Source organism: Brevundimonas sp. UBA5936, assembly GCA_002430835.1.
Classification (GTDB): domain Bacteria; phylum Pseudomonadota; class Alphaproteobacteria; order Caulobacterales; family Caulobacteraceae; genus Brevundimonas.
Map to the genome: position 1 here is coordinate 7,501 of DJDA01000116.1, position 14,708 is coordinate 22,208.

General features: G+C 68.4%; 13 protein-coding genes (1 of these 13 running past the window's edge). 12 read left to right on the forward strand and 1 reads right to left on the reverse strand.

From position 1 onward, the window contains the following. The 9 genes in view from B2Y21_RS12025 to leuB are tightly spaced (at most 31 nt apart) and all read left to right on the forward strand, a layout consistent with a single transcriptional unit that may run on beyond the window. Nucleotides 1-630, forward strand: the 3' portion of a protein-coding gene (locus B2Y21_RS12025) for a dihydroxy-acid dehydratase (RefSeq protein ID WP_292060057.1). The gene continues 1,113 nt to the left of window position 1, outside the view; 630 of the gene's 1,743 nt are visible here — the last part of the coding sequence; its start codon lies beyond the left edge, outside the window; it ends in the stop codon at nt 628-630. 12 nt (nt 631-642) lie between these two features. Beyond that, nucleotides 643-1,656, forward strand: coding sequence for a ketol-acid reductoisomerase (ilvC, locus tag B2Y21_RS12030; RefSeq protein WP_200168347.1), 1,014 nt, complete (start codon nt 643-645; stop codon nt 1,654-1,656). Between the two features lie 31 nt (nt 1,657-1,687). After that, nucleotides 1,688-3,394: an acetolactate synthase 2 catalytic subunit gene (gene ilvG / locus B2Y21_RS12035; RefSeq protein WP_312204134.1), complete on the forward strand. Its 1,707-nt coding sequence runs from the start codon at nt 1,688-1,690 to the stop codon at nt 3,392-3,394. A gap of 2 nt (nt 3,395-3,396) precedes the next feature. Continuing rightward, nucleotides 3,397-3,660 (forward strand): ACT domain-containing protein, encoded by a 264-nt coding sequence (locus tag B2Y21_RS12040; protein ID WP_292060058.1) that lies wholly within the window; start codon nt 3,397-3,399, stop codon nt 3,658-3,660. Further along, nucleotides 3,660-4,907 carry a 2-isopropylmalate synthase gene (locus tag B2Y21_RS12045; RefSeq protein WP_292060059.1) on the forward strand — a complete coding sequence of 416 codons (1,248 nt, stop codon included), beginning with the start codon at nt 3,660-3,662 and terminating at the stop codon, nt 4,905-4,907. The genes B2Y21_RS12040 and B2Y21_RS12045 overlap by 1 nt, the downstream gene beginning before the upstream one ends. Then, on the forward strand, nt 4,891-5,862 hold the full coding sequence (locus B2Y21_RS12050) for a branched-chain amino acid transaminase (RefSeq protein WP_292060060.1): 972 nt from the start codon (nt 4,891-4,893) through the stop codon (nt 5,860-5,862). The genes B2Y21_RS12045 and B2Y21_RS12050 overlap by 17 nt, the downstream gene beginning before the upstream one ends. Then, complete coding sequence (gene leuC / locus B2Y21_RS12055) at nt 5,849-7,258, forward strand: 3-isopropylmalate dehydratase large subunit (RefSeq protein ID WP_292060061.1); 1,410 nt, start codon at nt 5,849-5,851, stop codon at nt 7,256-7,258. The genes B2Y21_RS12050 and leuC overlap by 14 nt, the downstream gene beginning before the upstream one ends. After that, nucleotides 7,251-7,856, forward strand: coding sequence for a 3-isopropylmalate dehydratase small subunit (gene leuD, locus B2Y21_RS12060; RefSeq protein WP_292060062.1), 606 nt, complete (start codon nt 7,251-7,253; stop codon nt 7,854-7,856). The genes leuC and leuD overlap by 8 nt, the downstream gene beginning before the upstream one ends. Further along, entirely contained in the window at nt 7,853-8,959 is a 1,107-nt protein-coding gene (gene leuB / locus B2Y21_RS12065) for a 3-isopropylmalate dehydrogenase (protein ID WP_292060063.1), read from the forward strand. The genes leuD and leuB overlap by 4 nt, the downstream gene beginning before the upstream one ends. A gap of 53 nt (nt 8,960-9,012) precedes the next feature. Here the strand turns inward: leuB and B2Y21_RS12070 are convergent, their stop codons facing one another. Continuing rightward, entirely contained in the window at nt 9,013-9,606 is a 594-nt protein-coding gene (locus B2Y21_RS12070; RefSeq protein ID WP_200168355.1) for a TetR/AcrR family transcriptional regulator, read from the reverse strand. Between the two features lie 161 nt (nt 9,607-9,767). On the opposite strand from B2Y21_RS12070, the gene B2Y21_RS12075 reads away from it, so the two are divergent. From B2Y21_RS12075 to B2Y21_RS12085, 3 genes are all read left to right on the forward strand, one after another. Then, nucleotides 9,768-10,955 carry an efflux RND transporter periplasmic adaptor subunit gene (locus B2Y21_RS12075; protein WP_125900674.1) on the forward strand — a complete coding sequence of 396 codons (1,188 nt, stop codon included), beginning with the start codon at nt 9,768-9,770 and terminating at the stop codon, nt 10,953-10,955. Nucleotides 10,956-10,985: 30 nt separating this feature from the next. After that, the gene (locus B2Y21_RS12080) at nt 10,986-14,255 is read left to right on the forward strand and encodes an efflux RND transporter permease subunit (RefSeq protein WP_292060064.1); all 3,270 of its coding nucleotides are present in this window, start codon (nt 10,986-10,988) and stop codon (nt 14,253-14,255) included. A gap of 1 nt (nt 14,256) precedes the next feature. After that, nucleotides 14,257-14,708, forward strand: a 452-nt coding sequence (locus tag B2Y21_RS12085) for a TolC family protein (RefSeq protein WP_292060065.1), incomplete at its 3' end; no start/stop codon positions are given.

Consider the following 14,708-nt stretch of genomic DNA (forward strand, 5'->3'; position numbering starts at 1 on the left):
GTGACCCGCTTCGAGACCCCGGTCATGGCGCGCGGCTCCTACGCCGTCATCTACGGCGATGTCGCGCCGGAAGGCGCCGTCATCAAGCTGACCGGCCACAAGGTCGACCGCTTTGAAGGCCCCGCCGCCGTCTTCGACTGCGAGGAAGACGCCTTCCACGCGGTTCAAGACGGGTCGGTCGGCGAAGGCGACGTCATCATCATCCGCTACGAAGGCCCCAAGGGCGGCCCCGGCATGCGCGAGATGCTGCAGGTCACCGCCGCCCTGAAGGGCCGCAAGGTCGAAAACGTCGCCCTGCTGACCGACGGCCGCTTCTCGGGCGCCTCCTACGGCTTCGTCGCCGGCCACGTCTCGCCCGAGGCGGCGGCGGGCGGCCCCATCGCTCTCATTCGCGATGGCGATCCGATCGTCATCGACGTCACCAACCGAAGGATCGATGTGCTCGTCGATCTGGAGGCGCGCCGGGCGGACTTCGCCCCCAACCGGATCCGCCCGGCGCAAGGCGTTTTCGCGAAATACCGCGCCGCCGTCGCCTCCGCCTCGCAAGGGGCCGTGACCATTCCCAATCCGCCGCCGGCCCAGATCCCCGCCGATCTGGCCGCCCGCTCCACCGAAACCGCTGCTTCTTAAGGACGTCCTTCCATGGCCATCACCATCTACACCAATGAAGACATCAAGCCGGGCGCCATCGCCGGGCAACGCATCGCCGTCATCGGCTACGGCTCGCAGGGCCGCGCCCACGCCCAGAACCTGAAGGATTCGGGTCACGACGTGATCGTCGGCGTTCGCCACGGCGGTACGGGCTGGAAGCATGCGACCGAGGACGGCCTGGCCACGGCCGAGCCCGCCGAGGCGGTCAAGGACGCCGACATCATCGCCATCCTGACGCCCGACATGATCCAGAACGAGATCTATCGCGACGTCATCGAACCGAACGCCAAGCCGGGCTCGGCCCTGCTGTTCGCGCACGGCTTCTCGATCATCTACGACCGCATCACCCCGCGCGACGACATGGACGTCATCCTGGTGGCCCCCAAGGGGCCGGGCGATCTGGTCCGCCGCGAGTTCGCGCGCGGTCGCGGCGTCCCCTCCCTGTTCGCCATCGAAAAGGACGCGACCGGCAAGGCGCGCGATCGCGCCATGGGCTACGCCAAGGGCATCGGCGGGGCGACCGGCGGCCTGCTGGAGACCTCGTTCCGCGAAGAGACGGAGACCGACCTGTTCGGCGAACAGGCTGTCCTGTGCGGCGGCGCCAAGGAGCTGGTCATCCAGGGCTTCAACACCCTGGTCGAGGCCGGCTACCAGCCCGAGATCGCCTATTTCGAATGCCTACATGAGCTGAAGCTGATCGTGGACCTGTTCTACGAAGGCGGCATCTCCAAGATGCACCACTTCATCTCGGAAACGGCCAAATGGGGCGCTGTCGCCTCTGGCCCGCGCGTCATCACCGACGAGACCCGCGCCCGCATGAAGACCGTGCTGGACGAGATCCAGAGCGGCCAGTTCGCGCGCGAATGGATCGCCGAGAACGAGGCGGGCAAGCCGAAATACGAGGCCCTGCTGACCGAGGATCGCGCCAGCCAGATCGAACAGGTCGGCGCCCGTCTGCGCGACCGCATGGCCTGGCTGCAGACGGCCAAACAGGCCGCCGCCTGAACCTATATATATATAAAGAGAGACTGATCCGATGAGCGCCGCCGCGCCCGCCCTGAAAACACCCCCCGCCCCGGCCGTCATGACCGGCGCGCGCCTGCTTGTCTCCAGCCTGGAGCGGATGGGCGTAGAGGTCGTGTTCGGCTATCCCGGCGGCGCCATCATGCCGATCTACGACGCCCTGACCGGCTCGTCGCTGAAGCACATCCTGGTCCGCCACGAACAGGCCGCCGCCTTCGCCGCCGACGCCTATGCGCGCCTGAGCGGCCGGGTCGGGGTCTGCATGGCGACGTCGGGCCCCGGCGCCACCAATCTCATCACCGGCATCGCCAACGCCATGATGGATTCGGCGCCGATGGTCTGCATCACCGGCAATGTCCCCCAAGGGGTCATGGGCACCGACGCCTTTCAGGAGATCGACATCCTGGGCGTCACCCTGCCGATCGTGAAACACTCCATCCTGGTTCGTGACCCCGCCGAGATCCCGGCCGCCATCGAACAGGCTTTTCACATCGCCGCCTCGGGCCGCCCCGGCCCGGTGCTGGTCGACCTGCCCAAGGACGTCCAGTTCGCCGAAACGGCCGCCCCGTTCGGCTTCAACATTCCCAATGAGACGACGCAGGCGGACGCCGACGCCATCGCCGAGGCCGAGCGTTTCATCCGCACGTCTGAGCGCCCGCTGATCTACATCGGCGGCGGGGTGAAGATCGGCCGTGCGACCGAGGCCCTGCGCGCCTTCGCCGAGACCACCGGCATCCCCGCCGTCGCCACCCTGAACGCCCTGGGCACGGTGCCGACCGACGCCCCCGGCTTCCTGGGCATGCTGGGGATGCACGGCACGCGCGCCGCCAATGAAGCGGTTCAGGCGTCCGACCTGCTGATCGTCATGGGCGCCCGCTTCGACGACCGCGCCACCGGCAAGCTGGCCGAGTTCGCCCCCCACGCCCGCGTCGTCCACTTCGATGTCGACGCCTCCGAGATCGGCAAGCTGCGCGAGACCCACGTGGCCGTGGGCGGCGAGATCCGCCCGGCCATCGAAGCCCTGACCGAGCGCTTGGCGTCTGCCCCTCTGGCCATCGACCCGTGGGTCATCCGCTGCGCCTCGGCGGCCGAGCGTCACGCCGCCCGCTATGACGCGCCGGGCGAAGGCGTCTACGCCCCCGCCCTACTGAAGCAGTTGTCCGAAATGGCGGGCGACCGCTTCGTCGCCGCCTGCGACGTCGGCCAACATCAGATGTGGGCCGCCCAGCACTGCCGCTTCGCCCGGCCCGAAGCTCACATCACCTCGGGCGGTCTGGGCGCCATGGGCTTCGGCCTGCCCGCCGGTCTGGGCGCCCAGATGGCCGACCCCGAGGCGGTCGTCGTCACCATCGCCGGCGACGGCGGCTTCATGATGAATGTCCAGGAGCTGGCGACCCTGCGCCGCTACGGCGTGCCGCTGAAGATCGTCCTGCTGGACAACGCATCGCTGGGTCTGGTGCGCCAGTGGCAGGAGCTGTTCTTCTCCGAGAACTATTCCGAGATCGACCTGTCCGACAATCCGGACTTCGTGAAGGTGGCCGAGGCCTTCGGCGTCGAGGCCTTCCGCATCGATCGCCGCGATCAGGTCGAGGCCGGTCTGGCCCGCCTGCTGGCCGCTGAAGGCGCCTGTCTGGCCCACGTCGTCATCGACCCCAAGGAAAACGTCTGGCCGCTGGTGCCGCCGGGCAAGAGCAACGCTGAAATGATGGAAGGCGCATGAGCATGAGCGACACCATTCACATCCAGATCGACCGGGCCGACGGCTCGCTTCAGCGTCTTATCGGCCTTGTGGAGCGCCGCGGCTTCCACATCGACGGCATGAGCATGGCCCCCGATTCTGAAGTGGAGGGCGCGATGCGCCGCATCGCCCTGACCGTTCGCGGGCGCGACGCCGCCCGCTCCATCGACAACCTGGGCCGCCAGATCGATCGCCTGTTCGGCGTCGCGCGCATCCAGGCCCAAACCTTCCAGTCCGAGGCTGCATGATGTCCCGAGTAGAACGCGTATCCAGAACCGCCCAAATCGCGGCGTCCGACCCCAACCGCGTCATCATCTTCGACACCACCCTGCGCGACGGCGAACAGGCGCCGGGCTTCTCCATGTCGGCCGAGGCCAAGCTGAAAATGGCCCATGTCCTGCGCGACCTGGGCGTGGACGTGATCGAGGCGGGCTTCGCCGCCGCCTCGCCGGGCGACGAGGAGTGCATCCGTCGTGTGGCGGGCGAGATCGAGGGACCGGTCTTCGCCTCCCTGTCCCGCGCCAACGAGAAGGACATCGACGCCTCCTTCCGCGCCCTGGCTCCGGCGCCGAAATCGCACCGTCGCTGCCACGTCTTCCTGGCGACCAGCCCGATCCACCGCTCGGCCAAGCTGCGCATGAGCACCAACGAGGTGCTGGCCACCATCTCGCGCACGGTGGAATACGCCGCCTCCATGTTCGACGACGTGGAGTTCTCGGCCGAGGACGCCTTCCGCACCGAGCCGGAGTTTCTGGTCGAGGCGCTGACGGCCGCCGCCGACGCGGGCGCCCAGACGCTGAACGTGCCCGACACCGTCGGCTACGCCACGCCGGAAGAAGCGCGCCAGCGGTTCGCCTATCTGGACGGGATCATCCGCCCGCGCCACGCGGACGTGATCTTCTCCTCGCACTGCCACAACGACCTGGGCCTGGCCGTCGCCAACTCTCTGGCCGCGGTCGAAGGCGGGGCGCGCCAGATCGAGGGCGCCATCAACGGCATCGGCGAACGCGCCGGCAACGCCTCGATCGAGGAGGTCATCATGGCCCTGCGCACCCGCGCGGACCGCTATGGGGCGACCGTCGCCGCCGAGAGCCGCCACCTGGTGCGCGCCTCCCAGACCCTGCGCGACGTGACCGAGACGGTGATCGCCCGCAACAAGGCCATCGTCGGCCTGAACGCCTTCGCCCACGAGGCCGGGATCCACCAGCACGGCATGATGGCCGACGCCCGCACCTACGAGATCATGCGTCCCGAGGACGTCGGTTTCGAGGGCAGCTACTTCGTGCTGGGCAAGCATTCCGGCCGCCACGCGGTCGGCAAGCGGGCCGAGGCCCTGGGCCATGTGCTGGAAGGCCAGCGCCTGGCCGACGTCTTCGCCGGCTTCAAGCAACGCGCCGACCAGATCGGCGAAATCAATGACGCGGAACTGACCGCCATCATCGCGGCCGTCACGGCCTCCGCACCACAGGATACGACCTATGCAACCGCTGGCTAAGAACATCTGGATCAACGGCGAACTGATCGCGTGGGAAAAGGCCAAGATTCACGTCATGAGCCACGCCCTGCACTACGGCACCTCGGTGTTCGAGGGCATCCGCGTCTATGACACGCCGAACGGCCCGTGCGGCTTTCGCCTAACCGACCATATCCGGCGCCTGTTCGACAGCGCGCGCATCTACCACTTCCCCATGCCTTATAGTGAGGACGAGCTGGTTCAGGCCTGCAAAGACGTGGTCCGGGCCGAAGGCCTGCGCTCGGCCTATCTGCGCCCGCTGGCCTTCCTGGGCGAGTGCGGCATGGGCGTCAGCCCTTCGGCCGAGACGATCCGCAGCGATGTGATGATCTCGGCCTTCGCCTGGGGCGCCTATCTGGGCGAAGAGGCGCTGGAGAAGGGCGTCGACGCCTGCATCTCCAGCTGGAACCGCGTGGCGCCGAACACCGTCCCGGCGGGCGCCAAGGCGGGCGGCAACTATCTGTCCTCCTATCTGATCGGGCGTGAGGCCCGCGTGCGCGGCTTCGGCGAAGGCATCGCCCTGGGCGCCGACGGCCTGTTGTCCGAGGGGGCGGGCGAGAACCTGTTCATCGTCAAGGACGGAGTGCTGATGACCCCGCCCGCCGCCGCCTCCATCCTGCAGGGCATCACCCGCGACAGCGTGATGAAGTTGGCGCGCGGCCTGGGCTATGAGGCGCGCGAACAGGTGCTGCCGCGCGAGGCCCTCTATGTCGCCGACGAGGTCTTCATGACCGGCACGGCGGCCGAGATCACCCCCGTCCGCTCCATCGACGGCATCATGACCCGCGCAGGCGGCCCCGGCCCCGTGACCAAGGCGGTCAACAAGGCCTTCCGCGGCCTGTTCGACGGCACCACGCCCGACCGCTTCGGCTGGCTGGAGCCCATCGGCGAGGCGGCCGCCGCCCCGGCGAAGGAGCGCGCGCATGAGCCAGCCTAAGACCCTGTATCAAAAGGTGTGGGACCGGCACGTCGTCGTGCCGGAAACCACCGAGACTCCGGGCGTCATGTATGTGGACCTGCACCTGGTCCACGAAGTCACCTCGCCCCAGGCCTTCTCCGAAATCGAGGCGCGCGGGCTGAAGGTCCGCCGCCCGGACCGCACCTTCGCCACCCTGGACCACTCGACCCCCACCCTGCCCGCCGGACCGGATGGTCAGCGCCCCTACGTCACCGAACAGGCGCGCCGTCAGGTCGAGACGCTGGAGGCCAACTGCGCCCGCCATAATGTCGAACTGGCGGGCTGGGGCTCAGACCAGCGCGGCGTGGTTCACGTCATGGGACCGGAGCTGGGCCTGACCCAGCCGGGCATGACCGTCGTCTGCGGCGACAGCCACACCGCCACCCACGGCGCCTTCGGGGCGCTGGCCTTCGGCATCGGCACGTCGGAAGTGGGCCATGTGCTGGCGACCCAGTGCCTGCTGCAGCGCCGGGCCAAGGCCATGCGGGTGACCGTCGACGGGCGCTTGCGCCCCGGCGTGTCCGGCAAGGACGTGGCGCTGGCCGTCATCGCCGCCATCGGCTTCGGCGGCGGCACCGGCTACGTCATCGAATACGCTGGCGAGGCCGTGCGATCGCTGGACATGGAAGGGCGCATGACCCTGTGCAACATGTCCATCGAGGCGGGCGCGCGGGCGGGCATGATCGCCCCCGACCGCGTCACCATCGACTGGCTGCGCGGGCGTCGTCACGTCCCCGCCGACTACGAGGCCGCCGCCGCCGACTGGTTGAGCCTGGCCTCCGATCCCGGCTCGGTCTTCGACAAGGAGGTCGTGCTGGACGGCGCCGCCATTCGCCCAATGGCCACCTGGGGCACCACCCCGGACGCCGGCGCTCCCGTCGGCGCGCCCGTGCCGCAGCCGCGCTCGGCCTCGGACCAGAAGGCCATCGACTACATGGGCTTCACGGCTGGCGAGGCGACCACCGGCCACAAGGTCGACGTGGTCTTCATCGGCAGTTGCACCAATGGCCGCCTGCCCGACCTGCGCGCCGCCGCCGACGTCCTGCGCGGCCGCAAGGTCCAGCCGGGCGTGCGTATGCTGGTCGTGCCCGGCTCGGAGGCCGTCCGCCGCGACGCCGAGGCCGAAGGCCTGGACAAGGTCTTCACCGAGGCGGGCGCCGAATGGCGCATCCCCGGCTGCTCCATGTGCATCGCCATGAACGGGGATTTCGTCGCGCCGGGCCAGTTGGCCGTCTCGACCTCCAATCGCAATTTCGAGGGCCGTCAGGGCAAGGGCGCCCGCACCATACTGGCCAGCCCCGCCACCGCCGCCGCCAGCGCCGTCGCCGGGGTGCTGACCGACCCGCGCGCCTATCTGGAGGCCATCCATGCCTGAGGCCTTCAAATCTCTAACGTCGAAGACCCTGACGCTGAGCCAGGCCAACATCGACACCGACCAAATCATCCCCGCGCGCTTCCTGACCACCACGACGCGCGAGGGTCTGGGCGCCCACGCCTTCCACGACTGGCGCTATGAGGCCGACGGCTCGCCCAAGCCCGAGGCGGTGCTGAACCGCATCGACCCGGCCGAGCAGCGCATCCTGCTGGCGGGGCCGAACTTCGCCTGCGGCTCATCGCGCGAGCACGCGCCGTGGGCCCTGCTGGACTACGGCTTCCGGGCGGTGATCTCGACCGAGATCGCCGACATCTTCACCTCCAACGCCCTGAAGAACGGCTTCCTGCCCATCGTCGTCGATCAGGCGGTCTGGGACGATCTGGCCGCCCATCCGGAACAGCCGGTGACCATTAATCTGGACGCCAATGAGATCCGGCGCGGCAACGCTCCGGCCGTGCCGTTCAAGGTCGAGTCCTTCGCCCGCCAGTGCCTGCTGGACGGGGTCGACGCTCTCGGCTGGCTTCAGTCCAAACTGCCCTACGTCGCCACCTTCGAACGCCTGAGAAACGACGCCCCCCAAACGGAGACCGCACGATGACCGCTCCCGCCCCGCGCACCTTCAACATCGTCGTCCTGCCCGGCGACGGCGTCGGCCCCGAGGTCGCCCTGGCCGCCCAGCGGGTGCTGACCTGCATCGGCGACATCTACGGGCACCGCTTCGACTTCGCCGAACACCTGATCGGCGGCGCCGCCATCGACGCCACGGGCGAAGCCCTGCCGGAAGAGACCAAGGCCGCCTGCCTGGCCGCCGACGCCGTGCTGCTGGGCGCGGTCGGCGGTCCCAAGTGGGACGGCGCGCCGGTGCGACCGGAACAGGGCCTGTTGTCCATCCGCAAGGCCATGGGCCTGTACGCCAACCTGCGCCCGCTGCAGGTCTCGCCGGTCCTGGCCCACCTGTCGCCGTTGAAAAAGGAGATCGTCGAGGGCGTCGACCTGATCGTCTTCCGCGAACTGACCAGCGGCGTCTATTTCGGAGAGAAGACCCGCACCGAAACCAGCGCCTCGGACCTGTGCGTCTATACGGTCGAGGAGATCGAGCGCGTCGCCCGCGCCGCCTTCCAGGCCGCCCAGCAACGGCGCGGCAAGGTGACGTCGGTCGACAAGGCCAATGTCATGGAGACCAGCCGCCTGTGGCGCGAGGTCGTGAGCCGCATCCACGCCGAGGAATATCCGCAGATCACCCTGGAGCACGCCCTGGTCGACTCCATGGCCATGCACCTGATCAGGAAGCCGCGCGACTATGACGTCATCCTGACCGAGAACATGTTCGGCGACATCCTGTCGGACGAGATCTCGGTGCTGGGCGGCTCCATCGGCCTGCTGCCCTCGGCTTCCCTGGGCGCCGAGGGGCCGGGCCTGTTCGAGCCCATCCACGGCTCGGCGCCAGACATCGCCGGACAGGATCTGGCCAATCCGGTCGGCATGGTGCTGTCGGCGGCCATGATGCTGCGTCACAGCTTCGATCTGGAGGATGAGGCCGACTCCATCGAGGCGGCGGTCGCGGCCGTCCTGGCCTCGGGCGCGGTCACCGCCGACCTGGGCGGGCCGCTGGGCACGGTGTCAGCCACCCGCGCCATCGTCGACGCCATCCGCGCCATCCACTGGGCGGCGGCGCGCCATGTGCCGATGCACTGGGCCTAGACGACATCTATAATAGGAGACGAGAGGCGGGCTGCGGTCCGCCTCTTTTCAATTCAGCCGTCGATCAGACCCTGAAGCGCCTTGGCCATGCGGTCGCGCAGGCGGTCCCGCTGCTCGTCCGTCAGGGCGGAGAAGCCGTCCGACAGTTCACGGCCGATGGCCATGCCCATGATCAGGCCAGACGCCAGGCGCGCCCGCACGGCCGCGTCCTCGCCGCCGATCCACTGGGTCAGGGGATCGAAGAAGCGGTTGTTCGCCGTGCGCTGCACCACGTCCATCGCCTTGGTCGAACCGATCGAGCGCAACAGGATCAGCAGGCCGCGCATCTTCTCGCCGGTCGGATCGGCGTCACAACGGGCCGCCTCGCCAAAGACGACTTCCGTGGCCAGGCGCTGACCGAAATCGGCGCGGTCGCCCTCCATCAGGTCGCGTCCGTTCTTGCAACTGTCCAGCACGGACAGGAACAGATCTTCCTTCGAACCGAAGTAGCGGCTGATCAGCGCCGCATCGACGCCGACGTCGCGCGCCACGTCGCGCATGCCGACATCATCATAGCTTTCCGCGCAGAAACGCTCGCGCGCCGCCTCCAGGATGGCCTGGCGGGTGGCGTTGGCGTTACGCGGGCGGGGGACGTCGCACAGGACCAATTGGTCGCACTCCAATAAACCTTACGCGCTATATGGCCTTGTCATCAGGCGTTGACAAGCGCGGCTTTCGTCGTCTTTAAGTCAGCCAGCTTTGACTGGACGCATCCTCCCCAAAGAGCGACAGTCTCCCAGATCACGTTACTCCCAAGGAGATTGCGCCGATGCGCACGGTTAAGATCGCGGCCGCGTCCGCTTTGATGGCGGCCGCCCTCTATGGCTGTTCCAAGGGACAGGAAGCGCCCGCCCAGGGCGCGCCGCCCGTCACGGTGGCCGCCCCCCTGTCGCAACAGGTCGTCGATTGGGACGAATTCACGGGTCGCTTCGAGGCGCCCCGTTCGGTCGACGTGCGCGCGCGCGTCGGCGGCTACATCCAGTCGGTCCACTTCAAGGACGGCGACTTCGTGCGCCAGGGCCAACCCCTGTTCACCCTGGACCCGCGTCCGGCCCAGGCCGCCCTGGCCTCGGCTCGCGCCCAACTGGCCCAGGGTCAGGCGCAACTGACGCTGGCCCGCACGGAACTGGCCCGCGCCGAGGGCCTGCTGGCCTCGCAGGCCGTGTCTCAGGCCGAGGTCGACTCCAAGCGCGGCGCCGTCCAGACCGCTGAGGCCGCCGTGGCCGCCGCCAACGCCGCCATTCGCGCCCGTCAGCTGGACGTCGAGTTCACCCGCGTCACCGCCCCGATCTCGGGCCGCGTGTCCGACCGCCGGGTCGATCCGGGCAACCTGATCGGCGGCGGTTCGTCGGCCGGCGACGTACTGACGACCATCGTCTCGTCCTCGCCGATCTACTTCGTCTTTGACGGCTCCGAAGCCCTGGCGCTGAAGTATCAGCGCGACGCCCGCAACGGTTCGGCCCCGATCCGCATCCGCCTGCAGGACGAGACCAGCTATGACCGCACCGGTACGCTGGACTTCACCGACAACGCCATCGACGCTTCCTCGGGCACCATCCGCCTGCGCGCCGTGGTGCAGAACGCCGACGGCTTCCTGAAGCCCGGCATGTTCGGTCACGCCCAACTGGCGGGCTCGGGCGGCTATGCGGCCATGCTGGTGCCGGATTCCGCCGTCGTCACCGATGGCCCGCGCAAGGTGGTCTATGTCGTCGCCAAGGACGGCACGGTCGGCGCCAAGCCGGTCCAGCTGGGCCCCTTGGCCAACGGTCTGCGCGTCGTGCGCACGGGCCTGACGCCGGACGACCGGGTCATCATCAACGGCCTTCAGCGCGCCCGTCCGGGCCAGAAAGTCACCGCCCAGAACGGAACCATCAAGGCCGAGCAAACCAAGACCGACGCGCCCGTGACCACGGCGCCGGTCGCTTCGTCCGCCACCTTCGTCGCCAGCGCCGGCTGAGGAGGGGGCTCACGAGCCGGAACCTGATTCATGAACATATCCCGCTTCTTCATCGACCGACCGATCTTCGCGATCGTGATCTCGGTCTTCATCACCCTGATCGGCGCCTTCGCCATGCCGATGCTGCCGCTGGCGCAGTATCCCGACATCGCGCCGCCGACGATCAGCGTGACCGCCTCCTACGCCGGCGCCTCGGCTGAAACCCTCTCCGAAACGGTCGCCGCGCCGCTGGAGCAGGAGATCAACGGCGTCGAGAACATGCTCTACATGACCTCGTCGTCCACCTCGGACGGCCGGGTCTCCGTGACCGTGACCTTCCAGCCGGGCACCGATCTCGATACCGCCCAGGTGCTGGTGCAGAACCGGGTCGCCCTGGCCGAGCCGCGCCTTCCGGCGCAGGTCCGTCAGGTCGGCGTGGTCGTCAACAAGGAGTCCTCGGGCTTCCTGATGCTGGCCTCGCTGACGTCCGACGATCCCGGCATCGACAGCGACTACCTGGGCAACATGGCTCAGTCGACGATCCGCGACCGCCTGCTGCGGATCAACGGCGTCGGCGGCGTCCAGGTCTTCGGCGGCGGCAACTACTCCATGCGCATCTGGATCGACCCGGCCAAGGCGGCCGCGCGCGACCTGACCGCGCCCGAGATCGTCGCCGCCCTGCAGGCCCAGAACGTCCAGGCCGCCGGCGGCTCGATCGGCCAGCCCCCCTTCCCGACCAACGCCGCCGCCTTCGAGCTGCCGGTTCAGGTCGAGGGCCGTCTGTCGGCCCCGGAAGAGTTCGGCAAGGTCGTGCTCAAGACCGACGCTCAAGGGCGCGTGACCCGCGTCAGCGACATCGCCCGCATCGAACTCGGCTCGGAAATCTACGGCGTCGAAGGCTACTTCAACGGCCAGCGCGGCGTCGGCATCGCCGTCATCCAGCAGCCCGGCTCCAACGCCCTGTCGACCGCCGAGGCCGTCATCGCCGAGCTGGACGCCATCAAGGCCGACTTCCCGCCGGGCGTGAAATACGCCATCCCCTATAACCCGACGGAATACGTCGCCGCCTCGGTTTCGGCCGTGGAGGACGTGCTGATCGAAGCCGTCTTCCTGGTGATGATCGTCATCCTGGTCTTCCTGCAGACCTGGCGCGCGGCCATCATCCCGATCCTGGCCATCCCGGTCGCCCTCGTCGGCACCTTCGCGGTGCAGCTGGCCCTGGGCTATTCGATCAACTCCCTGTCGCTGTTCGCCCTGGTTCTGGCCGTCGGCATCGTCGTCGACGACGCCATCATCGTGGTCGAGAACGTCGAGCGTTACATCCGCGAGGGCCTGACCCCCAAGGAAGCGGCCTATCGGTCGATGCAGGAAGTGTCGGGCGCCCTGATCGCCATCTCCCTGGTGCTGACCTCGGTGTTCGTGCCGACCGCCTTCGTGCCCGGCATCCCCGGCATCTTCTTCCGCCAGTTCGCCGTCACCATCGCCTCCGCGACGCTGATTTCGCTGCTGGTGTCGCTGACCCTGTCCCCGGCCCTGGCCGCGCTGCTGCTGAAGCCGCACAAGGATCATGACCATCACCGCAAGCCGGGTCTGATCGGCACGGTGATGTATTACCTCGGCTGGGCCGGAGCCAAGTTCAACGAAGGCTTCGACTGGGTGTCGGACCGCTACGGCCGCCTGACCGCCAAGCTGATCCGCATGGTCACCATCATGCTCGTCATCTACGCCGCCCTGCTGGCGCTGACGGGCTGGCGCATGGCCGATACGCCCACGGGCTTCATTCCGGCGCAGGACCAGGGCGTGCTGATCGGCGTCGTCCAGCTTCCGCCGGGCGCCTCGCTGGAACGCACCAAGGCCGCCATGAATAAGGCTGTCGAGATCGTCCAGAAGGCCGACGGCGTTCAGGAAGTCACCGCCTTCGCCGGCCTGGACGGCTCCAGCTTCTCGCTGTCGTCCAACGCCGCCACCATGTTCATCAAGCTGAAGGACTATGATGAGCGGACCACGCCCGAACTGGAAGCCTCGGCCCTGGCCGGCGCGCTCAGCGGGGCGACCGGCGTCATCGAGGAAGCCAGCATCTTCATGCTGTCGCCCCCGCCCGTTCAAGGCATGGGCACCGGCTCGGGCTTCAAGATGATGATCCAGGACCGTTCCGGCGCCGGCTTCCAGGCTCTGGAAGGCGCGACCTTCGCCATGATGGGCGCGGCCGCTCAGGCGCCGGAGCAGGTGCAGCAGGTGTTCAGCCTCTACAACACCGGCTCGCCGCGCATCGCCGCCGACGTCGACCGCGACAAGGCCCTGTTGATGGGCGTCCAGCCCTCGACCGTGTTCAACACCCTGGGCACCTACCTCGGCTCGACCTACGTCAACGACTTCAACTTCCTGGGCCGCACCTTCCGCGTGACCGCCCAGGCCGAGCCCGCCTACCGCGACGAGCTGGCCGACATCGCCAACCTGAAGGTCCGTTCGGCCTCGGGCGGGATGGTGCCGATCGGTTCGGTGGCGACCCTGGCCGACGATTCCGGCCCGGCGCGCGTGGTCCGCTACAACCTGTTCCCGGCTTCGGAACTGCAGGGTGAAGCGGCGCCGGGCGTGTCCACCGGCGACGCCATCGCCACGATGGAAGAGCTGGCGGCCAAGACGCTGCCGGAAGGCTTCAGCTACGAGTGGACCGAAATCGCCCTGCAGGAGAAGCAGGCGGCGGGCGGCGCGACCATCATCTTCATCATGGCGGTGGTGTTCGTCTTCCTGGTGCTGGCCGCTCAGTATGAGGCCTTCACCCTGCCGCTGGCGGTCATCATGATCGTGCCGATGTGTATCCTGGCGGCCATTGTCGGCGTGAACCTGCATGGTCTGGACAACAACATCCTGACCCAGGTCGGCCTGGTGGTCCTGATCGCCCTGGCGGCCAAGAACGCCATCCTGATCGTGGAGTTCGCCAAGCAGGCCGAGGACGAAGAGGGTCTCGACCGTTGGGACGCCGCCGTTCAGGCTGCGCGCCAGCGTCTGCGCCCGATCCTGATGACCTCGTTCGCCTTCATCTTCGGCGTGCTGCCCCTGGCCATCGCCACGGGCCCCGGCTCGGAGATGCAGAACGCCCTGGGCATCGCGGTGGTTTATGGGATGCTGGGGGTGACCTTCTTCGGTCTGATCTTCACCCCGGTCTTCTATGTCATCTGTCGCTGGATGGCGGGCAAGCTGCCCAAGGCGCCGGGCAAGGAGCGCGAGCTCCCGACCAGCTTCGGCTCCACCCCGCACGACCCCTTTGACCCCGACGGCCCGGAACCGGCTCCCGCCGCTCCGCGCCAGGGAGATGCGTAAAATGAACGGCAAACTCCGCACTCTGCTGACCGCCGCGGGGTCGGCCGCCCTGCTCGCCGCCTGCGCGGTGGGCCCCAAGGCGCCGCTCCCCACCCTCCCGGCCGAAGGCCAGGGCGCCTTCGTCGGCTCGCAATCCGCCTCGGTTTCGACCGAGGCGGCCCGCGACGACTGGTGGCGGCTGTATCAGGATCCGACGCTGGACGGCCTGATCCAGCAGGCCCTGACCGAGAACAACGAGCTGGAGGCGGCCGCAGCCAATCTGCGCGCCGTCCGGGCCTCGCTGTCCGAAGCCCGCTCGGGCCGGTTCCCGACCACCACCACCTCGGCCGCCTACAACCGCAGCCGGGCCTCGACCGACACCGTGCCGACCGCCGGCGGCGCCAAGCTGCCGGAAGTCGACACCTATGACGTCGGCCTGGACGTCTCCTATGAGATCGACCTGTTCGGCCGGGT